Source organism: Streptomyces sp. NPDC017991, assembly GCF_044328075.1.
GTDB lineage: Bacteria > Actinomycetota > Actinomycetes > Streptomycetales > Streptomycetaceae > Streptomyces.
Genome location: NZ_JBIRGP010000021.1, coordinates 40,680 through 61,515, shown reverse-complemented (window position 1 = coordinate 61,515; position 20,836 = coordinate 40,680). Strand labels below are relative to the sequence as shown.

Below are 20,836 nucleotides of genomic sequence, written 5' to 3'. Positions count from 1 at the left end.
GACACCCTCTGACGACACCCTGTGAGGGGACCCTCTCGGGAGACGCTCTGGGGGCACGCTCTGGGAGGATTCACGCCTGTACGCAACCGTGGTCTGCGTCACTTGCCGCGACCGGCCGTATCCGGCGGCGCCGCCGCGCTCATAGGCTGCGTCCATGATGGTCCCCGCGGCACTGTTGCTGCTCGGCGCCCTGGCCGCCGTTCTCGCTCCGCGGCTGCTCGCGCGGGCGAAATGGCAGGACCGCGAACCTGTGATCGCCCTGTGGGCGTGGCAGTGCGTGGTGGTGGCCGTCCTGCTCTGCTGCGCGCTGTCGATGGCGCTCAGCGCGGCCGCCGCCTGGCAGGCGGTACGCGGCAGGCTCTTCGCCCCCGCCCCGCACGCCGTGGTGGAGGCCTACGCGCTCGCCGGAGGCCCCTGGGCCGCGGCGACGGCGGTGACGCTGGCACTCGGCGGCGTGTGGAGCGCAGCCATGCTGGCCCGTGAGATCCGTCGGGCCGCGGCCCGACGGAGTCGCCGACGTGCCGAACTCCTTCTGCGCGCACCGCTGTTGCCCGGTGAGGAGCCGGGCGGTGAGCGGCTGGTCGTCCTGGAGGGGGAACGTCCCGATGCCTGGTGGCTGCCCGGCGCCGCGCCCCAACTGGTCATCACCACCGCCGCGTTGCGCCGCCTCAAGGGAGAGCAGCTGGACGCCGTGCTCGCCCATGAGCAGGGGCACGCGCGCGCCAGGCACGACTGGCTGCTGCACTCCTCGGCGGCGCTGGCGGGCGGCTTTCCGCAGGTCCCGGTGTTCGCGGCGTTCCGCGACGAGATGCACCGGCTGGTCGAACTCGCCGCCGACGACATGGCGTCACGCCGGTTCGGCCGGCTGACGACCGCCCTCGCGCTGGTGGAACTCAACGAGGACCGCGGTGTGTTCGGCCCCTGCCCGACCCCGCAGGCGCACGTCCCGCAGCGGGTCCACCGGCTGCTCACTCCCCCGGACCGCCTCCCGCCCACCCGCCGGCTGAAGCTCACCGCGGCGGCTGCGCTGGCGCCGGTGATCCCGGTCCTGGTGGCCTTCGGGCCGGGGCTGCGGGCACTGGGGTAGACGGAACCGGTACACGCGGGAAACCCCCGGGTTCGCCCCGGGCCCCGCCCGTCGGGGAGGATCGGGGTATGCACTCTCCCGTCGACTCGCCGCCCCACGCGACCGGCCCCGGGATCGCCCTGCGCGTTGCCATGGCTCTCGCTCTGCCCACCGTGCTGCTGCTCGTCCTGGTCGCGGCCTCCTGGGACCCGCTCATGGCCCTCGACGGCGACATCGCCCGCACCACCCACCGGTGGGCGGTCGACGACCCGGACCTGACCCAGGCGTTCCGCGTCCTCACCGACTGGGTGTGGGACCCCTGGACGATGCGGGCCCTGATCGCCGTCACCGTGCTCCGGCTGGTACTGCACCACGGCGCGTGGTGGCTCGCGCTGTGGCTGACGGCCACCTGCCTCCTCGCCGCGCTCCTCTCACAGGGGATCAAGGCGGCCGTCGACCGCGAACGCCCCGTGTGGCCCGACCCGGTGGACTCCGCCCACTTCGCCGCCTTCCCCTCCGGGCACGCCATGACGGCCACGGTGGCGTGCGGCCTGCTGCTGTGGGTCATGCGCCTGTACGGCGCCCGGCGCGTCCTGTGGCGTATCGCGCTGGCCGTGTCGGTGGTGTCCGTCGTCGGTGTGGGGTTCACCCGGATCTGGCTGGGTGTGCACTGGTCGTCGGACGTGCTCGGCGGCTGGCTCCTGGGCGCGTCGGCGGTGGCACTGGCGATGGTCTCGTACGCCCGGCGCTTCCCTCCCGCGCGTAGCACATGATGTACTCCACTGGCGTGATCGAATAGTTGATCCAACCCGTTCATTGGCGCGATGGAGTTGCTTGTCATGTCGACCGGCCCACAGCGGTTCTCGCAGATCGTTACCGACAAGGCGCATCCCGCGCGTGTCTATGACTGGCTGCTGGGCGGCAAGGACAACTACCCCGTCGACGAGGCGGTGGGCGAGAAGCTGCCGCCCGAGGCCAAGGACGCGGCCCGGCAGAACCGGCAGTTCATGCACCGGGCGGCCGCCTGGCTCGCCGCCCAGGGCGTCGACCAGTTCCTGGACATCGGTACGGGCATCCCCACCGAGCCCAACCTCCATCAGATCGTCCAGGACATCGTGCCGACGGCGAAGGTCGTCTACACCGACAACGACCCGATCGTGCTGCGTCACGCCGAGGCGCTGCTGGTCAGCCGTCCCGGCGGAGTCACCGACTACATCGAGGCCGATGTGCGGCAGCCGGAGGCGATCGTCGAACACGCCCGGCGCGTCCTGGACTTCAGCCGTCCCATCGCGCTGTCGCTGATCGCGCTGATGCACTTCGTCCCCGACGAGCAGGACGCCCACTCCATCGTCCGCGACCTGGTCGCCACGCTCCCGCCGGGCAGCTATCTGGTGCTGTCGCACGCCGCCTCCGACCTGTATCCGGAACTGGCGGCCCAGGTCACCGCCGAGTACGCCAAGGGCGGCATCCAGCTCGGTTTCCGCACCCGCGCGGAGGTGGAACGCTTCTTCGACGGCCTCGATCTCGTGCCGCCGGGCCTGGTGACGGCGACGGAGTGGGACGCCTCCGGCAAGGTGGAGGCGGCCGAGGGCAGCGGCATCTACACGGGCGTGGCCCGCACTTCTTGACCGCGGGGCCTTCGGTACGGACCGGGCCGGGCGGCAACTGACCGGCGTGATCCGGTAATTGGCACCGGCCGTCACGTCTGACCCAGGCGCCCCAGGGGCAGGCCATACGGGACGAGAGCCTGCGCGGTCCCGGCGGTTCCGCCCGCACGCCGGGACCGTACGCCACCGAAGGGACCCCCCCCCATGCCCCCTTTCCGTACGCCCTCCCCGCGCAGCGCCGCTCTGGCCCTGGCCCTGACGCTCCTGGCGTCGGGGTCGGCGGTCTCCGCGACCACCGCCGCCACGGCGGACACCACCGCGGCCGCCGCCACGGCGTCCGACCCGGGCGGCCGGCACCCGGCGGCGCCGGCCGGACGCGCCTGGTTCACTTCCTGGGCGCAGTCGCAGCAGGACCTCGCCCCGACTCCCCTGCGCGATCAGTCCGTCCGCATGATCACCCATCTCGGCCAGGGCGGCGGGGCTCTGCGGATCAGGATCCAGAACACCTTCGGCACGACCCCGCTCACCGTCGACGCCGCCTCCGTCGGCCACAGCGACGGACCCGGCGCGGCGGTAGAAGGTGACGTCCTCGCCGTCACCTTCGACGGGCGGCGCGAGGTCGTCGTACCGGCCGGCGGCGAGGTGTGGAGCGACGCGGCGGCGCTGGAGACCCGTGCGCAGGACGACGTCGCGGTCTCCCTCTCCGTGTCCGGCACGGTCGCACCGGGACGGCACACCAGCGCCTTCCGCTCCAACTACCTGACCGCGCCCGGCTCCGGCGACCACACGGCCGAGGCGAGCGGTTCCGCGTACACGCAGACCGTCGGCTCCACGTACCTGGTCAGCGCGGTCGACGTACACAACCCGCAGCTCAAGGGCACGATCGTGGCGTACGGCAGCTCGGTGGTCGACGGGACCGGCAGCACCGACTGCGGACCCGGCTGCACGCCGGAGGGAACCGATCACCGGTGGACGGACGACCTCGCCCGCCGCGTCACCGCCGAACTCCCCCGCACCCGGCAGCTCGCGATCGCCAACGCGGGCATCGCCGGCACGACCAGTTCCGCCGACTGCCCCCGCAATCCCGCCGGCATCCGGGGTCTCGACGCGGCGGCCCGGCTGGACCGCGATGTCCTCGCCCTGCACGGGGTGACCGGGGTCCTCTACTACTACGGCACGAACGACCTCGCCAACGGCTGTGACGCCGACCTGATCCTGCGGAGCTACGACGCGGTGTTCGAGCGTCTGCGGGCCGCCGGGATCAAGGTGTACGTCACGCCGATCACCTCGCGTCCCGGCTACACCGACCAGAACAACCTCGACCGCCACGCCGTCGGCACCCACGTCAAGAAGGGCAACACCTGCGACGGGACGTGCGACGGCGTGACGGACTTCGACCAGGTGCTCAAGGACCCGCTGAAGCCCAACAGCATCAACCCGGCGTACGACACCGGCGACGGCGTCCACGCCAACATCGCGGGCCAGCGGGCGCTCGCCGACTTCGTCTCGCTGCCGATGCTTCTGTCGTCGGCCGCGCGCCGCTGACGTCGCTGACCGGCGCCCCCGTCGGGTGCCGGATCATGAGTGGGGTCAGAATCAGGGAGTGACCGTGCCATCCGAGACCTCACCGCCCTCGCTGCAGACCCTGTGCGGCAGCGCCCCCCGCAGCCCCCTGCGCGCCTTCCTGCGGACGGAGACCGGCAGTGCCGCCGTCCTGCTGGTCGGCGCGCTCGCCGCGCTCGTCTGGGCCAACACCGGCGCCGGCTCGTACGAGTCCCTGTGGGAGACCGAGTTGTCGGTCCGCGTCGGATCGGGCGGAGTCTCCCTCGAACTGCGCGAGTGGCTGAACAGCGGGCTGATGACGCTGTTCTTCTTCGTGGTCGGCCTGGAGGCGCGCCGCGAGTTCGACATGGGCGAGCTGCGGGAACGGCGGCGGATCACCCTGCCGCTGCTCGCCGGGCTGAGCGGCATGCTCGTACCCGTCGCGATCTATCTGGCGGTCAACGCGGGCGAGGACTCCGTGCACGGCTGGGGCGCGGCCATGTCCACGGACACGGCCTTCGCGCTGGGCATGCTCGCCGTCTTCGGGAACAGGCTGCCCGGCAGCCTGCGGGTCTTCATCCTCACCGTCGCCGTCGTCGACGACTTCCTGGCCCTGGCCGTCATCGCCTTCGCGTACAGCGGAGCCGTCTCCCTGCCCGCGCTGCTGACCGCGCTCGGCCTCTTCGCCGTCGTCCTGCTGGTGCGCCGCACCCTCGGCATGCGGGTGCCGTCCCTGTACGGGGTGCTGGGCGTGGCGATCTGGGTGGCGCTCCTGAAGTCGGGGGTGGACCCGGTGGTGACCGGCCTCGCGATGGGACTGCTGACCTACGCGCGCCCGGCGGAACGCGGCGACCTGGAACAGGCCAGCAGGCAGTTCCGGCGCTTCCGCGAGCAGCCGACCCCCGAACTCGAACGCACCGTACGCCGCCAGATCGCCTCGACGCTCTCCCCCAACGACCGGCTCCAGCGCATGCTCCACCCCTGGACCAGCTATGTGATCGTGCCGCTGTTCGCCCTCGCCAACGCCGGCATCACCCTCAGCGCCGACCAGCTGACCGGCGCGTTCACCTCGCCGGTCACCCTCGGCATCCTCCTCGGTTACGTGCTCGGCAAGCCGGTCGGCATCATCGGCGCGACCTGGCTCACGACACGTGTCAGCAAGGGGCGTCTGCATCCGCCGGTCGGCTGGGGCGCCATCTCCGCGGGCGGCACCCTGGCCGGGGTGGGCTTCACCGTGTCCCTGCTGATCGCCACGCTCGCCTTCGACGGCGACCGGCTGGAGCAGGCGAAGATCGGCATCCTGGGCGCCGTACTCTGCTCGTTCCTCCTCGCCTGGCTGGTCACCGGCGTGACCGGGGCCCTCTCCGCGCCGTCCCGGGCCCGCGCCCTGCTGGGCACGGGGCAGAGCATCGTCGACCTCAGCGACCCCGTCGACATGGACCGCGACCATGTGCGCGGCCCCCGGGACGCACCTGTGACGCTCCTGGAGTACGGGGACTTCGAGTGCCCCTACTGCGGGCTGGCCGAGCCCGTGGTGCGCGAACTGCTCGCCGGCTTCGGCGACGTACGGTACGTATGGCGTCATCTGCCGCTCCCGGACGTGCACCCGGGTGCGCAGCTCGCCGCGGAGGCCGCCGAGGCCGCCGACCGGCAGGGCAGCTACTGGGAGATGCACGAGCAGCTGATGGCGCACCAGGGGGACCTGCTGCCGAAGGACCTGCTCCGCTATGCCGAGGAGATCGGCCTCGACACCGACCGCTTCCGCGCCGACCTCCGGGCCGGTACGGGCGCCGCCAGGGTCGCCGCGGACGTGGAGTCCGCCGACCTCAGCGGGGTGTCGGGCACGCCCACGTTCTTCGTCAACGGCCGCCGTCACCACGGCGCCTACGACATCGTCGCGCTGTCCGCGGCGGTGCGCGCCGCGCGGCAGCGGGCCTCGCTCACGGGGACGGGCCGGAAGAACTGACGCCGTGCGTTCAGACCGCGCGCAGGCCCCGGTCGGCGAAGGCGATCAGCCACTCGAAGCTCTCGTCGATGTCGGCGCTCCACTGGAAGCCGCCCCCCGCCTGCAGCGTGGCGAACCCGTGGCAGAGACTGCGGAGCATGCGCAGGGCGTGGTCCACCTCGGCCTCCGGGATCTCGTAACCGCGCAGAACCGCCGTGAACGCGCCGAGCAGCCGCAGGCCAGCGACGGCCATCGGATCGTCCGGGCCGGTCGGTTCCACGCCGATCGTCGCCGCGTACCGGCCCGGATGCTCCACGACGAAGGCGCGGAAGGCGCGCGCCGCTGCCGCCAGGGCGTCGCGGCCCGCGTACCCCTGGACCGCGCCCCCGACGGCGTCGGCGGCCTCGCTCACGGCCAGGACCGCGATACGCCGGTTGAGGTCGTCCTGGCCGCCCACGTGCTTGTACAGGGACGGCGTACGCACGCCGAGCCGCTCGGCCAGCAGACGCATCGTCAGCCCGGCGAAGCCCACCTCGTCGGCGAGGGCGGCCCCGGCCGCGACCACGGCCGCCGGGTCCAGGCCGGCCCTAGGCACGGGTGGCCTCCGAGCGGAGGAATTCGAGCATGAGCGAAAGCACCTCGTCGGGGAACTGGTCGTGCGGGTAATGTCCGGCGCCCTCGATCATCTCAAGACGGCCGAGGCCGGCCGGCAGGTCACCGATGATCGCCGAACCCTCGGCACGCGGGTCGGCCCAGTCGGGGTCGAGGGTGCCCATCACGACCAGGACCGGGCAGCGGACGTTGCCGAGCTGCGCGCCGGCGTCGGTCGGGGCGCTGCGGCCCATCCCCTGCATGGCCTTCATCCGGCCCGGCTCGCGCATCAGGGAGTCGATGTGGCCGAGCCGCTCCGCCCAGTGGGCCGGCTTGGTGCCGGGGTAGGCCACGTCGAGGTACGAGCGCCACTGCCCCACGCTGCCGAAGACACCGGCACCGAGCAGCCTCAGCATGCCCTGCCGGTAGCGCTTGAGACGCAGGTCGCCGAGGCGGACCGACTGCTTGCGGGTGAACGGCGCCAGCTCGACGACCGCGGTGATCAGGGAGGGCTCCTGCGCCGCGGCGATGGTGGCGGCGCCGCCGGAGACCGAGTGGCCGACGAGCACGGCCGGGCCGCCGAGATGGCGGATCAGGGCGAGCAGGTCACCGGCGATCGCGGTGCGGCTCCATGCGGGCCAGTCGGTACTGGATTCGCCGCAGCCACGCAGGTCGACGGCGGCGACGCGATGGCCCGCCGCCACCAGCCGCGGGATCAGCGCGCGGTAGGCGGCGCGGCTGTCGCCCATGCCGTGCGCGAGCACGATCAGCGGGCCGGACCCCGCCACCTCGTACGCGATCGTGCCGCCGTCGACAGCGAGGTTCTCGGTCATGACATCTCCCGGGTCGGATGGCTGGTCTCTCGACCAACCCGTTGGCTAATCTTGTTAGCTAAAAGCTAATGCCATTAGCCGAACCTGTCAACGGCGAGCCCGTGGACCGATCCGGCGGAAATTTTTCCTCTTTGGACCAATCCGCCCACCGCGGTGGCAACGGATCACTTGCGCAGGCCGACGACACGCGAACCACAGCACGGTGAAAGGGCAGTTGCATGACAGGCAAGGCGGGCGGGGAAGGGCACATACCTTCGGAGCACGGTACGGACGTCATGGACCGCGGCACGGAGAGCCGGTCGGAGTCGCTGGGGTCGGACTCGCGGGGGTCGGACTCGGCGGGGTCGGACTCCGCGGGGTCGGACTCCGCGGGGGTCGACTCGTTGAGGGCCGACCAGTCGGGAGCCGACCAATCGGGGTCCGACTCGGTCGGCGGTGCGCCGATATTCGTCGATCCCAGCGGCCGGCGGGCCGGCCGGATGCGCCGGATGGGCTGGCTCGTGGCCGCCGGGTGCGTGTGCTCCGCCGCCACGCTCGGCGTGGCGATCGCCGACGGCAACTCCACCGCGCCCTGGCTCCAGATACCCGGCGTGCTCGGAGGCAGCGGCCAGAACCGGAGCGTGGACGAGGCGCGGCAGCCGGAGCGGCGGGAATCCGGTGCACCGACCGCCGACGGCCCCTCGTCCACCGCCGCGGGGTCAGCGATCCGGCCGCCGTCCGAAACCCCGGCCGCGGAGGCGAGGGCCGGTTCGTCCTCGGGCAAGGAGGGCTGGGACACCTCGGCCGCCAAGCCGTCCGCGGCGAGCCCGTCCTCGAAGGCGAGCAACGCCGGGGTGGTGCCCGCGGACGAGGGCGAAGCGGTCGCCGTTCAGCCCGGCACGTCCCCCGACACGGCCCAGGAGCCGACAACGCCTCCGAGTCCGGCCGACTCCACTCCCCCGGACACCTCGCCCGAACCCTCGCCGACCGGGACACCCTCCGGCGGTCTCCTCGACGGGATCGTGGGCGTCGTCACGGGCCTGTTCGGCAAGTGACGGCAGGTGACGGCGACCGGCAGCGGGTGACGGCGTCCAGCGGCGGGTGACGGCGCGGCCTTGAGCGTGCCCGCCGGTCAGCTCCGTATCAGGCGGATGCCCAGCGCCCATGCGCACAACGTGCCGGGGGACCGTTCCCCGTGGTCCTTCGATCCCGACCCGACACCGGGGCTCGTACCGTCCGTGGTGGGTTCCAACCGCCACAGCAGGGAGCCCGGTTCGGCGGGGAGGGCCTCGGCGCCGATGCCGGTCAGGACGTGACCGCTCGCGGGGAGCGGCAGCGCGGCGGACGGATGCGGCACCGGGCCGCCGTCGCTCTCGGCGAAGTCCGTCCAGACATCGACGGTGTACCGGACGCCGTCGACCACGAAGGAGGACTTCAGGCAGACCGCGTACGCGTCGATGGTGCAGGGGCTGGAGACCCGATGGTCCTTGGAGCGCGCGGTCCAGGCGCCTCCTGCCCTCGGGAAGGAGCCGGTCGCGAGGTTGCCCTCGGTGTGACCGCCCCTGGGATCACGCCAGTTGACGCGGAAACCCCCGCCTATCAGTGTGCGCCCCTCCGGGACGCGGGCGGAGGCGAAGGGGTGCGCCGCGTGCGCGCTCCGGGTCCGGACGACCTTCAGCAGTTCCCCGGCCAGCCGCTCACGGCTGACCCCGTCGATCCTCATTCCGATCGCGAAGGCGGTCAGCCGGTGCGGCTGCGGGATGTTGTGGTCCTTGGACGACGCCAGCCAGGCCGATCCGTCGTCCGCCGGGTACGAGGCGGTGAGCAGGGCACCCTGCGGTGAGTCCACGGCGGTCGCGCCGCCGCCGATCGCCACCATGTCGCCGTCGACCTCGGCGGCGAGGTCGGTGAAGTGCTGCCGGTCGTGGCCGGCCCGGTGCCGGAAGGCCGCGGTGGTGATCAGCCCGGAGGCGTCACGGCGGCGGAACAGCTCACCGCTCCGCCGGGGCGCGGCCACCGACGGCAGACGCTCGACCGGCGAGAGCGCTCGCTCGACCGACGAGAGCGCCCGCTCGGCCGGCGCCGCGGTCGGCGTGTCGGCCGACGGCCCGATGTCCGTGCCGAGGGCCGGCGCGTGATTCATACCGAGATCCGCCCCGAGACCCGTACCGGGATCCCGCCCGAGACCAGGCACGCGATCCGTCCGGAGAGCCAGCAGGTGGCGGACCGCCTCACGACCCGCGCGCGTGCCGTAGTGCTTGAACGCGAACCGGCGGGCCCGCTCGGGAGAACGGCCGGTCAGACAGCGGAGCAGGGACGGAGCGGCCCCCGGAGCCGAGTCGTCGGTCGCCCGCCAGGTGTCGTCGCCCGTCTCCCGCCAGATCGCGGCAGCCATCAGCGGCGGATTGTCCAGGCAGGCGCAGGAGGCGTCCTCCAGGATCCGCCACAGCGTCCTGGGGACGTCGTCCAGCACTCCGGGCCGCCCCTGTCCCGGCTCCTGATGCCAGTGCAGCAGCGCTCCGGCCTCGGCGCCGGCGCCGGCCCCGGAGAAGCCGACGCTCAGCCACCGGCCGTCCGGGTGCCGCAGTCGGGCGGTCTGCGACCCCTCCTCGACGGCGGTGAGGGTGCAGCCCCGGTGGGCGGGATCCGGTTCGAGGACCGCGTGCAGGACCGCCAACGAGCCGCAGCGGTCGAGGACTTCGGCGGTGCCCGGCAGCCGCAGCGCGACATCGTGGAGGTTCATGCCGCCATTCAAGCGCCCGGCACCGACAACGCGGGAAACCGGCCGGCCGCGGGGCGGGAACGGAACGGGAACGGGATTCGGGACAGTCCGGGTGACCCGGAGGGCGGAAAGCTCCCGCGCCACCCGGGCCGCACGCACCGCCTCCGCCCCCGACCGCCGTTCGACGAACCGTTCAGGAGACCCCTCGTGCACCCTTTGCTGCGTACAAGTGAGGAAGTAGGTGACGCGCTGGCCGAGAACCGGCCCGTTGTCGCCCTGGAATCAACGGTGATCGCCCACGGGCTGCCCTATCCGGGCAACGTGGAGACCGCGCTCGCCATCGAGAAGGCGGTCCGGGAGTCGGGTGCCGTGCCGGCGACCGTCGGCCTGGACGGCGGCCGGTTCACCGTGGGCATGTCCCCCGACGACATGGAGCGCTTCGCGGTCGGCACCGATGTGCCCAAGGTGTCCAGCAGGGATGTCGGCGTCGTACTGGCCGGTGGCGGCCTGGGCGCCACCACGGTGGCCTCGTCGATCGTCGCCGCCGATCTCGCGGGTATCCCGTTCTTCTCCACGGCGGGCATCGGCGGCGTCCACCGCGGTGCGGGTGAGAGCTTCGACGTCTCCGCCGACCTCGTGCAGTTCACGCGGAGCAAGGTGGCCGTGGTCTGTGCCGGCGCCAAGAGCATCCTGGACCTGGGGCTGACCCTGGAGTACCTGGAGACGCTGGGCGTTCCGGTGATCGGCTACCGCTTCGACCACTTCCCCGCCTTCTACTGCCGTTCCAGCGGCCTGCGCGTCCCCCAGCGGATCGACGACCCGGGCGACATCGCCCGCGCGGTACGGATGCACTGGGCGGCCGGGCTGCCCGGCGGTGCCCTGATCACCGCGCCCATCGACGAGGAACACGCCCTGGACAGCGACCTCATGGAGGGTGTCATCCAGGAAGCGCTGCGCGCCGCCGAGGACGACGGAGTACGCGGTCCCGCCTCGACCCCGTACCTGATGAAGGCCGTCTCGCGGGCCACCCAGGGCCGTTCCGCCGCCGCCAACCGCGAGGTCCTGATCAGTACCGCCCGGCTCGCCGGACACCTCGCGGTCGCCTACGCCGCCACCGCCGTGCCGGACGGGCAGGTGACCGCGGCATGACCACAGCGTTCGTCTTCGACATCGACGGCACCCTCGCCGACACCCCGTCCGCCATCGCCGAGCTGATCGGTGACGTGGTACGCGGTCTCGGCGCCGATCCCTTGCCCGCGGAGGTGCTGGCCACGGTCGGAAAGCCGCTGGAGGCCTCTCTCGCGGGGCTGTTGGGCACGTGCGTCCACGACACCGTGACCGCCGAGGCCGCCGCCCGCTACCGCCGCCGCTTCACCACGGACGTCCTCAGCCGGGGGCCGGAGCTCCTGCTGCCGGGCGTGACCGAAGGGCTGGACCGGCTGCGGTCGGCAGGGCATCCACTCGGTATCGCCACCTCCAAGATCTACGCCAGTGCCCACGCGCTGCTGGACGCCACCGGCATCCTCAACCGGTTCGACACCGTCGTCTGCCACAACATGGTCGAACGCGGCAAGCCCCACCCCGACATGGCACTGCGGGCCCTGGCCGACCTCCGCGCACAGGCCTCGCGGTCCTGGTACGTCGGCGACACCGTCACCGACATGACGATGGCCCGTGCCGCGGCCCTGCGGACCGTGGCCGTCTCCTACGGCGTCGACACCGCCGAGGCGCTCAAGGCCGCCGGTGCCGACCATGTCGTGGCCGACTTCCCCTCGGTGATCGACGTCCTCCTGCACGGAACACCGCTCACCGCCCGCGTCACGACCCCAGCCACGACCCGCGTCACCACCCGAGCCCTCACCGGGACCAGCCCGGAACCGACCGGAGCCCTGTCATGACCACCGCCCAAACGCCCCGCACCTCCACCGAGACCTCCGCCTCCGCCCCCTCCGCCTCCTCACCCTCCACGACTCCAGCGTCCACGACTCCCGCGTCCACCCGGTTCAGCGGTCGTATGGTGGCCGCGCTGCTGGCCCTGTCCATCGCCCAGTTCCTGGTGGCTCTCGACTACTCGATCATCTACGTGGCGCTGCCCAGCATCGGATCGGGCCTGGGCCTCGCTCCGGAGCGGCTCCAGTGGGTCGTGTCGGCCTACGCCGTCTTCTTCGCCAGTTTCCTGGTCGTCGGGGGCCGGGCCGCCGACCTGACCGGGCCGCGCCGGCTCTTCCTCGGCGCGCTGGCCCTGTTCGGTCTCGGCTCGCTCGCGGCCGGACTGGCCGGGGACCAGTGGCTGCTGGTCGCCTTTCGGGCCGCCCAGGGCATCGGCGCCGCGGCCCTGACCCCGGCCATGCTGGCCCTGATCGGTGCCGCGTTCCCGGCAGGTCCCGTCCGCTCCCGGGCGCTCGCCGTCTGGGGCGCGATCGGCGCGGTGGGACTCGCGGCCGGTGTGCTGGTCGGGGGTGTGCTGACCGCGGCGCTCTCCTGGCGGTGGGTCTTCTTCGTGAACGTGCCGCTCATCGTGCTCACCGTCGTCCTCGCGCTGCGGGTGCTGCCGGCCGGCGCGCGGACCAAGGCCTCGGTCAGGCACCTCAACCTCCCCGGCGCCGCCCTCTTCACCGGCGCCGTGCTCTTCCTGGTGGCGGCGCTCACCCAGGCCGCGGTCGACGGCTGGGCCTCCGCCTCCTGCCTGGGCTGCCTCGCCGCGGCCGTCGCACTGGGCACGGCCTGGTCGGCGTACGACCGGCGCCCGGCCGCCACCCCGCTCATCCCGCCGGCCCTGCTGCGGGTGCGCTCGCTGGCCGGCGCGAGCACGATGTCGGCGCTCTACATGGCGAGCGTCGGCGCCGAGTTCTTCCTGATCACCCTCTTCCTCCAGGACGTGTGGGGCTACGGTCCGCTCGGTGCCGGTATCGCCTTCCTGCCGCTGGCGTCGAGCGTGGTGGCGGGCAACCTCGTCACCGGGCGGCTCGCCGGGCCCTGGGGCATCCGCCGCACCCTCGCCACCGGATTCGCGGTCGGCGCGGCGGGCCTCGCCCTGCTGGGCCTCGGGACGGGCGGCTCGGACTACTGGACGGCCGTACTGCCCGGCCTGCTGGTCAGCGGGCTGGGCCAGGGCATGGCCTTCGCGGGGATGTACATCGCGGGTACCCAGGACGTGCCGGACAGCGAGCAGGGCACCGCGTCCGCCGTACTGACGACGACGCAGTACACGGGTGGCGCGATGGGGCTGGCCGTACTGGTCCTCGTCCTCGGCGACGCGCCCGCCGGCGGGGCGTTCGGCCGGGCCTACGCGCTGACCGCCCTCCTCGCCCTGGTCGCCGCGGCGGTGGCACTGCGGACGCTGTCACCCCGTACGGCGACCGTCCGGACCGAAGCCGGGGGCGAGCGGTGACGCTCCCCCGGGTGATCGAGCCCGGAGCCGGTCCCACCGCGGTCGTCGGCGGCACCCCCGTCTCCTTCCTCGTCACCGGCGACGACACGGCCGGCCGCTTCGGCCTCACCGAACACCGGCTCCCGCCCCGCGCCCCCGGAGCACCTCTGCACTTCCACAACGAACTGACCGAGATGTTCTACGTGGCGGGCGGCGACGTCCTGCTCACCCTGGGCACGGAGCGGCGCGTCGCCGGTCCTGGCACGTTCATGATGGTGCCGCCCGGCACCCACCACGCGTTCGGGAACCCCGGTGCCGAGCCCGCCACCCTGCTGGTGATGTTCACCCCGGACGGCGGCCGGGAGCGGTACTTCCGCGAACTGGGCGATCTGCTGAACTCGTCGCCCGAGCCAACGCCCGAGGCGCTGGAGGAACTGGCGCGCAGATTCGACCAGTTCCCGGCGAACGAGGGCCTCATCACCCCTGAGAAAGCTCCCGACAGATCCTTCGGCGAACGAAACGAATGAGGAGAGAACCGTGCCTGTGGTGACCGTGGACTGGTGGAAGGGCAACGACCGACAGAAACGAGCCGATCTCGTGGACGAGTTGACCACGACGGTGGCCCGGATCGCGGGATGCCCGAGAGATGTCGTGACCGTGCTCGTGCGGGATGTCGAGCAGGATCACTGGGGGCGTGGCGGCCTCCTCGCCGACACGCCGGTCGAGGAGCCGGCGGGCCGTGCGCCGGTGCCCCCGGACGCCGAACCCGCGCTGTCGAGGCGCCCTTGACAACAACGGACGCACACGGCCGGTGGCCGACGGTTTCCGCCGTCGGCCCCCGGCCGTGTGCGCTTGCGCGTCCGCTTTTGAACGCCGCTGAGGCCGGGGGGACTTCGGCCGCGGGCCGGTGCGGGCCGGTCGCGCAGTTCCCCGCAACCGCGGGAGGCGGGGCTGCACCCCTGCCTCCTGGCCCGGCCGGTAAGCGAGCGGGAACTACGCTCCGCGACACGGACGGTACAGAAACAATGCTTCCCGCCGTGTCGTTCCCGCCCCCGGGAGGGGCTCCTTCGCGGCGGGGAACATCCGGCCGTCAACGCCCGCCCGCCGTACGCCCGTTGCACCCGGTCCGTTCACCCGGCGGCGACCTGCGCAAAGCCTAAACCCCTACAAAAACTTGTCCGATATCCACCAGCGCACCCTGCGTCGCCGACACGAGACACGGGAAGCCGCACCGGTCGGTACACATTGTGGGCCAGGATGTACACGACAACGACGGCCGCCCAGCGCGGTTCCCTGCGGAACATCGAGGAACGGGAAGCGCTCCGCGGTCCCGCCACGAGTTCCCCTCCGCAGGTGAGCAGCGGGGTGACGGCCGCCCCCGGACCGAGGAGAGGGCACGCGCCATGCGCCAAACACCGCCCGTACGCTTTCGCATCCTCGGATCTCTGGAATGTTGGGACGGTGACGAGCGCGTCCACGTCGGCGGGCCCGTCAGCGAACGCGTCCTGGTGACGCTGCTCCTCGAACCCCAGCGCGTCCTGCCGGTGCACCGGCTCGTCGAAGCCGTCTGGGACGAGGACGCCCCCGCCACCGCGGCACACCAGGTACGCAAGGCCGTCGCCGAACTGCGCCAGCGCATCCCCGACGGACGCACCCTCATCGCGACGGACGGACCCGGCTACCGCGCCGCCGTCACACCCGAGCAACTGGACCTGCTGCAGTTCACCGACGCCCTGCGGCGGGCCCGCGACCACGCCGCCGCCGGCCTCTCCGTGGAGGCGACGGCCCTGCTGCGCGAAGCGGTCGCCCTGTGGCGCGGGCCCGTGCTGTCCGGCAACGGCGGAGCGGTCGTCGACGCGGCCTCCGCCTCGCTGGAGGAACGCCGCATGACCGCGGTGGAGCAGCTCTTCGACCTCGGCCTTGAGGCCGGGGAGGGCGCCGAACTGGTCGCCGGGATCCGCGAGGCAATCGGCGGCAACCCGCTGCGCGAGACCCTCCGCGGCCAGCTCATGCTCGCCCTGTACCGCTCGGGCCGCCAGGCCGAGGCACTGGAGGAGTACGGGAACATCCGTGATCTGCTCGACGAGGAACTCGGCATCCAGCCGGGCGACGCGCTGCGCGAGCTGCACCAGGCCATCCTGCGCAACGAGTCCTCGCTGACCGTCGCCGCCGCACCCTCGCCGACCGCGGCCCCGGCGGTGACCGGCAACCGCTCCACCCTGCCCTACGACCTGCGGGACTTCACCGGCCGCGAGGAGGAACTGCACAAGCTCCTGGGCTTCGTCGAGGGAGCCACCGGCTCCGGTCCCCTGATCATCGCCATCGACGGCATGGGAGGCAGCGGCAAGACCTCCCTCGCCGTGCGCGCCGCCCACCGTCTCACCGAGCAGTACCCCGACGCGCAGCTCCATCTCGACCTGCGCGGCTACACCCCGGGCGAGGAACCCCTCGCCCCGCCCGCGGCGGCCGAAGCCCTGCTGCGCATGCTCGGCATCCCGGGCGAACGCATCCCCGACGACCCGCAGGGCCGTATCAACCTGTGGCGCTCCACCATGACCAGGCACCGGATGATCCTGCTGCTCGACAACGTGGTCGACGAGGCTCAGGTGAAGCCGCTCCTCGCCTCGCCCACCGGCACGGTCGTCCTGATCACCAGTCGCGCCCTGCTCGTCGACCTCGACGCGGCGCACTCGGTGTCCCTGGGCACGATGGCGCCGCCGGACAGCGTCGCCCTGATCGTCGGCATCATCGGGGACCGCCGGGCGGAGGCCGAGCCCACGGCCGTCGCCGATCTCGCCGACCTGGCCGGACATCTGCCGCTCGCCCTGCGCATCGCGGCGGCACGGCTGCGCAAACGACCCCGCTGGACCGTGCGCTACCTCGTGGACCGGCTCCGCGACGACACCCACCGCCTCGCCGAACTCAGCGCCGGCGAACGCAGCGTGGAGGTCACCCTGCGGCTGTCGTACGAGGGGCTGGGCGCCGACTACCGCAAGTCCTTCCGGCTGCTCGGCCAGTACCCGGGCGCCGATCTCGACGTCTACACGGCGGCGGCCCTGCTCGACCTGGGGGTCAGGGACGCCGAGGACGTCCTTGAGTACCTGCTCGACATGCACCTCGTCCAGCAGCACGAGCCGGGCCGCTACGCGTTCCACGACCTCGTGCGCAGTTTCGCCCTCATGCTGTCGCACACGCGAAGTTCCGGTGGCACCGGCGAGTTCTCCGAGGAAGCCGCGGGCGCGGTACGCCGATTGCTGGAGTTCTCGCTCACCGCCTCGGACGCCGCCTGCGACCTGCTCTTCCCCGGCCGGGTGCGGACGCCCCGCCCGGCACCCTCGTTCCAGCCGGAACTGGCACCGCTGTCCACACCGGAAGCCGCCCGCGACTGGTTCGAGCGCGAGCAGGACAGTCTGCTCGCGGCGATCGCCCTGGCCTTCCGCCGGGGCCTGGACCGCGAGGTCGCCCTGCTCGCGGCGAACGTCGTCTTCCACCTCGATCTGCGGGGCAGGCTCGACGACTTCCTCGCCCTGTGCCGCACCGCGCTCGCCGCGGCCCGCCGTCTGGACGAGGCCGACCTCCTGCGGCTGAGTCTGTCCAATCTGGCGGTCGCCTGCTGGAAGCGCGGCAGGTTCGAGGACGGCATAGCGGCGGCGGTCGAGGCGCACGAACTGGCGGTGGAACTGGGCGACCGGCGCGGCCAGGCCAAGGACACCGGCGTCCTGGGGTTGCTCCTCGCCACCACCGGCCGCTTCGACGAGGCACTGCCCCGGCTGGAGCGGTCGATCGCCCTCAAACGCGAACTCGGCGCCGAGCGGGCCGAGTCGGAGTCCCTGTCGAACGTCAGCGGCGTCTACATGGAACGCGGCTGCTTCGAGGAGGCGGTGAGCGCGGCGACCCGGTCCATCGAACTCGCCCGCAGACTCGGCGCGGCGGAGAAGGAGCTCGTGGGACTGAGCGATCTCGCACAGGTCCAGCTGGCCATGGGTGAGGTCGCGACGGCCGCCCGCACGCTGGCGGCGGCCCGCGAGCGTGCCCCCGGGTCGCTGGCCCCGGCCGACCGGGCGCTGCAGCTCGTCCTCTCCGCGGAGGCCGAGGGCCGGCTAGGGCGGCGGCAACAGGTGCTGCCCTGGGTGGAGGAGGCCCTCGCCACCAAGGGGCTGGAGGACGCGCCCGTACGGGAGGTCACCGTGTGGAACACCGCGGGACGGTTCTTCCACCGGGAGGGCGACGACGAGCGGGCGCTTGGCCTGCACCGGCAGGCCCATGTGTCCGCGGCCCGGCTGGGCCACCGGGTGGAGGAGGCCTATGCCCTGGACGGCATCGCCCGGGCCCTGGCGGCACTGGGTGACGCCGAGGGGGCCGCCGAGCGGGCGGCTGCCGCCGAGGAGGCGTTCCGGGCCATGGGGATCCCCGGCCGTCACCGCCGAGCGGACTGACGTGCCGGCCGGCTGAACCCCGCCCCACATGCCGATGCCCGCCGTTCGTCACGGCGGGCATCGGCATGTGGGGCGGAGTTCAGCGGTTCAGCGGGGCGGACGCGACGTCCGGGATCGGGCCTCATGCGGCTCACGCAACTCACGCGACTCAGGCGGCTCGCGCGGCTCAGGCGGCGTAGAAGTTGGGCCCCTCGTCACCGTTCACACCGTCGGTGACGACGTTGGGGCCTTCGTCACCTTCGGCGCCGGCCGTCACGACGTTCGGACCCTCGTCGCCCTCCACACCCGCCGCGACGACGTTCGGGCCCTCATCGCCCTCGGCGCCTGTCACGACGACGTTGGGGCCCTCGTCACCCTCCGCGCCGGCCGTCACGACGTTCGGGCCCTCGTCGCCGTCCGCGCCGGCCGTCACGACGTTCGGGCCCTCGTCGCCGTCCGCGCCGGTCGTGATGACGTTCGGGCCCTCGTCGGAGGCGAGGGTGGGGGCCGGGCCGCGGTCCGGGGCGGTGTCCAGGGCGAGCGAGAAGCCGGAGACGAAGTTCGGGCCCTCGTCCGAGGCGGGGCTCGCGGCGGCCGTCCCGGCGGCGACACCGGCCGCGAGGACCAGGGTGACCGCCGCGGAGGCGAAGAGACCGGCCGAGGTTCCGAAGCCCTTGAGAATCATGATGTCCGCCTTCTGTCGTCGCGATCTGCGGTGCTGACAGAAAGAAAGGTCGCGTCAGGCGCTCCCGGCCCGTTCCGCTTCCGTTACCGGCCCGTCGGATGCGGCGGGGAAGCACCCGGGAACCCCATCGGTACTGTCCGCGCACGCCGACGACGACCGCCCGCACGGCCTGCTTCGGGCCATGCGGGCGGCGTACGGCTGAGGCGTGCGAGAAGGGGTGTACGACGGCGGCGTACCGGACCTCAGATGTGGTCGGGGCGCCGGCTCACCTCCGCGCGCAGCAGCCGTGCCGCCGCGGTGACCGTCTCCGCGGCCTCCTGCGTGGACTCCGCGCTGAGCAGCACGTAGCCGTCCGCGCCGCCGTGGCCGGCGATGTCGTCCCCGGACGCGTACGGGAAGTGGACCCGGTGCACACCGGGCAGCTCGGAGACCGATTCGAGGCCCGACACCGACAACAGCCGCCCCACGGGCAGCCGGTAGGACGCGACGGCGGCGTACCGGTCGGCCGTCGGCACGTTCACGGGCTTCCCGGCCAGCGCCTGCACGAGTTCCGCTTCGGCGCGGAAGCCCGTCGCCAGCTCGATCAGCGAGGCGAGCGGCTCGTCCGGATAGTCGGCCCGGGAACGCACCACGCGCGGGCCGTCGGCCGTCAGGACGACCACGGTGTAGGCGTAGCCGAACTCGTACCCGGCGAGGTCGAGCAGCTCGGTCGCGATCGCGCGCGCCTCCGCCTCGTCCCGTTCCCCCAGGGGTGCCGGGAAGAGATGACTGCTCGGATGCCAGGCGCCGTGCAGTGCCACGACCCCGACGACCCGGTGCATACCGTCCACGGTGAGGGTCACGACGCCGTACTCCGGCCCTTCCAGATACTGCTCCACGAGATAGGAACGCTCACCCGCCGACCCGCTGCGACAGGCGGCGGTCTGCGCGGAGGGCGGCAGGGTGCGTACGGTGACCGGCGCGCCGATCTCCTCGACCGCGGCGGGCAGTTCCTGGGCCGTACGGGCCTGTGCGGCGGGTACGTACGAGTGCCTGCTGCCGTTGAGCAGCGCCCTCATGGCCGCGGGCTCGCCCAGCAGCCGGGCCGCGTCGACCGGGTTGGGGGTCAGCCCCAGCCGGGCCGCGGTCTTCGCGACCGCGGGAAGGGCGGCCGTGCCGGCGAAGGCCAGCAGCCGTTGCGTCCCATGGACACGGACCGAGGCGTCGATCGCCTCGGCCAGCGTGGTCTCGTCCGTGAGGTCGACGAGCTCCACCGGTATCCCCGGGGGAACGTCGTCGTCCGGGGAGTCCGGAGTGTTCGGGGTGTTCGCGGACTTCGGGGACCTCGGTGGCTCCGCGGGCTTCGGGGGTTTCCCGGGCTTCGGGGGAAGAGTGGCGTCCGCGAGCACCCGTACGGCGAAGCCCGCCGCGACGGCCTCGCGGACGAGGCGGTTCGAAGGACAGAGCAGCAGCAGGCGCTGCGGAGCACTGTCCGGGGGGTGAGGCTCTCGGTAGCGGTCGGCCGTCGCGCTCATGGCTGGCTCCTCGTCTCCTCGACGGCGGGCGGGATCCGGCGGCTGTCGCGCTCGCCCAGGTCCCGCGTGCCCCGGACAACTGACGGCCGGGCAACTGACGGCCGGTCAACTGATGGTTCGTACATGTGTGGATGCTTCCTTGATACGTGAGGGCGCCGGACCGACTGTTCCGGTCGTGCCCACGCGTTTCCGCGCGGAGTGGCGCTCGACGGGAGTGTCCCGCCGCCCGTTCCCGGATCCCTCCCCGTACGTTCCCGGCCGGGCCGCCGAGCGGCTCCCGCGCACCGGTGGGCAGGGGGAACCGGGCGGGAAGAGAGCGGGAACGGCATGGGGCACGGTCTTCTCGGGACCTCGACCACAGCGGCGGCCGTCGGGCTCCCCCCTCCTCGTCCGGAGCGGCACGTGCCCCCCGCGCACCGTCCCGGACCCGTCCACGGCCGCCCCTTCCTCACCGACTGGAGCCCCCATGAGCGCCACCGACAAGGAGCCCACTGACCAGGAGCCCGCCTCCGTCCTGCCCTTCAGGCGGGCCGACGCGGCCGGCCCCCGGGCCGCCGTACCGACGGC

General features: G+C 72.8%; 17 protein-coding genes. 12 read left to right on the top strand and 5 right to left on the bottom strand.

Annotated features, from left to right (window positions below; translation table 11 throughout):
• Window positions 1-154: 154 nt before the first annotated feature.
• The 5 genes from ACH4DZ_RS41580 to nhaA all read left to right on the top strand — a co-directional run bounded on the left by ACH4DZ_RS41580 (window position 155) and on the right by nhaA (window position 6,181).
• The gene (locus ACH4DZ_RS41580) at window positions 155-1,087 is read left to right on the top strand and encodes a M56 family metallopeptidase (protein WP_398294512.1); all 933 of its coding nucleotides are present in this window, start codon (window positions 155-157) and stop codon (window positions 1,085-1,087) included.
• 68 nt (window positions 1,088-1,155) lie between these two features.
• A complete protein-coding gene (locus tag ACH4DZ_RS41575) occupies window positions 1,156-1,839 on the top strand; it encodes a phosphatase PAP2 family protein (protein WP_398294510.1) in 684 nt (227 codons plus the stop codon).
• A gap of 66 nt (window positions 1,840-1,905) precedes the next feature.
• Window positions 1,906-2,694, top strand: coding sequence for an SAM-dependent methyltransferase (locus ACH4DZ_RS41570; protein WP_398294508.1), 789 nt, complete (start codon window positions 1,906-1,908; stop codon window positions 2,692-2,694).
• Window positions 2,695-2,877: 183 nt separating this feature from the next.
• The gene (locus ACH4DZ_RS41565; RefSeq protein ID WP_398294506.1) at window positions 2,878-4,218 is read left to right on the top strand and encodes an SGNH/GDSL hydrolase family protein; all 1,341 of its coding nucleotides are present in this window, start codon (window positions 2,878-2,880) and stop codon (window positions 4,216-4,218) included.
• A 64-nt stretch (window positions 4,219-4,282) separates the two neighbouring features.
• Window positions 4,283-6,181, top strand: coding sequence for a Na+/H+ antiporter NhaA (gene nhaA, locus ACH4DZ_RS41560; RefSeq protein ID WP_398294588.1), 1,899 nt, complete (start codon window positions 4,283-4,285; stop codon window positions 6,179-6,181).
• Between the two features lie 10 nt (window positions 6,182-6,191).
• Here the strand turns inward: nhaA and ACH4DZ_RS41555 are convergent, their stop codons facing one another.
• Window positions 6,192-6,725 carry a TetR/AcrR family transcriptional regulator gene (locus ACH4DZ_RS41555; protein ID WP_398294586.1) on the bottom strand — a complete coding sequence of 178 codons (534 nt, stop codon included), beginning with the start codon at window positions 6,723-6,725 and terminating at the stop codon, window positions 6,192-6,194.
• A gap of 22 nt (window positions 6,726-6,747) precedes the next feature.
• The gene (locus ACH4DZ_RS41550) at window positions 6,748-7,584 is read right to left on the bottom strand and encodes an alpha/beta fold hydrolase (RefSeq protein ID WP_398294504.1); all 837 of its coding nucleotides are present in this window, start codon (window positions 7,582-7,584) and stop codon (window positions 6,748-6,750) included.
• A 218-nt stretch (window positions 7,585-7,802) separates the two neighbouring features.
• Between ACH4DZ_RS41550 and ACH4DZ_RS41545 the strand changes: the two genes are divergently transcribed.
• On the top strand, window positions 7,803-8,618 hold the full coding sequence (locus tag ACH4DZ_RS41545; RefSeq protein ID WP_398294502.1) for a hypothetical protein: 816 nt from the start codon (window positions 7,803-7,805) through the stop codon (window positions 8,616-8,618).
• Between the two features lie 77 nt (window positions 8,619-8,695).
• On the opposite strand, the gene ACH4DZ_RS41540 is transcribed toward ACH4DZ_RS41545, so the two are convergent.
• The gene (locus tag ACH4DZ_RS41540) at window positions 8,696-10,306 is read right to left on the bottom strand and encodes a hypothetical protein (protein WP_398294500.1); all 1,611 of its coding nucleotides are present in this window, start codon (window positions 10,304-10,306) and stop codon (window positions 8,696-8,698) included.
• 186 nt (window positions 10,307-10,492) lie between these two features.
• Here ACH4DZ_RS41540 and ACH4DZ_RS41535 point away from each other — a divergent pair, with 186 nt between their 5' ends.
• From ACH4DZ_RS41535 to ACH4DZ_RS41510, 6 genes are all read left to right on the top strand, one after another.
• The gene (locus ACH4DZ_RS41535) at window positions 10,493-11,434 is read left to right on the top strand and encodes a pseudouridine-5'-phosphate glycosidase (RefSeq protein WP_398294498.1); all 942 of its coding nucleotides are present in this window, start codon (window positions 10,493-10,495) and stop codon (window positions 11,432-11,434) included.
• Window positions 11,431-12,183 (top strand): HAD family hydrolase, encoded by a 753-nt coding sequence (locus ACH4DZ_RS41530; RefSeq protein WP_398294496.1) that lies wholly within the window; start codon window positions 11,431-11,433, stop codon window positions 12,181-12,183. Before ACH4DZ_RS41535 ends, ACH4DZ_RS41530 begins: the two co-directional genes overlap by 4 nt.
• Complete coding sequence (locus ACH4DZ_RS41525) at window positions 12,180-13,676, top strand: MFS transporter (protein WP_398294494.1); 1,497 nt, start codon at window positions 12,180-12,182, stop codon at window positions 13,674-13,676. The genes ACH4DZ_RS41530 and ACH4DZ_RS41525 overlap by 4 nt, the downstream gene beginning before the upstream one ends.
• Before the next feature lie 11 nt (window positions 13,677-13,687).
• Window positions 13,688-14,182 (top strand): cupin domain-containing protein, encoded by a 495-nt coding sequence (locus ACH4DZ_RS41520; RefSeq protein ID WP_398294492.1) that lies wholly within the window; start codon window positions 13,688-13,690, stop codon window positions 14,180-14,182.
• A 10-nt stretch (window positions 14,183-14,192) separates the two neighbouring features.
• The gene (locus tag ACH4DZ_RS41515; RefSeq protein ID WP_398294490.1) at window positions 14,193-14,444 is read left to right on the top strand and encodes a 4-oxalocrotonate tautomerase family protein; all 252 of its coding nucleotides are present in this window, start codon (window positions 14,193-14,195) and stop codon (window positions 14,442-14,444) included.
• A 614-nt stretch (window positions 14,445-15,058) separates the two neighbouring features.
• The gene (locus ACH4DZ_RS41510) at window positions 15,059-18,091 is read left to right on the top strand and encodes a BTAD domain-containing putative transcriptional regulator (protein WP_398294488.1); all 3,033 of its coding nucleotides are present in this window, start codon (window positions 15,059-15,061) and stop codon (window positions 18,089-18,091) included.
• 166 nt (window positions 18,092-18,257) lie between these two features.
• Here the strand turns inward: ACH4DZ_RS41510 and ACH4DZ_RS41505 are convergent, their stop codons facing one another.
• Complete coding sequence (locus ACH4DZ_RS41505; RefSeq protein WP_398294486.1) at window positions 18,258-18,755, bottom strand: hypothetical protein; 498 nt, start codon at window positions 18,753-18,755, stop codon at window positions 18,258-18,260.
• Between the two features lie 242 nt (window positions 18,756-18,997).
• Window positions 18,998-20,269: a hypothetical protein gene (locus ACH4DZ_RS41500; RefSeq protein WP_398294484.1), complete on the bottom strand. Its 1,272-nt coding sequence runs from the start codon at window positions 20,267-20,269 to the stop codon at window positions 18,998-19,000.
• Window positions 20,270-20,836 lie beyond the last annotated feature (567 nt).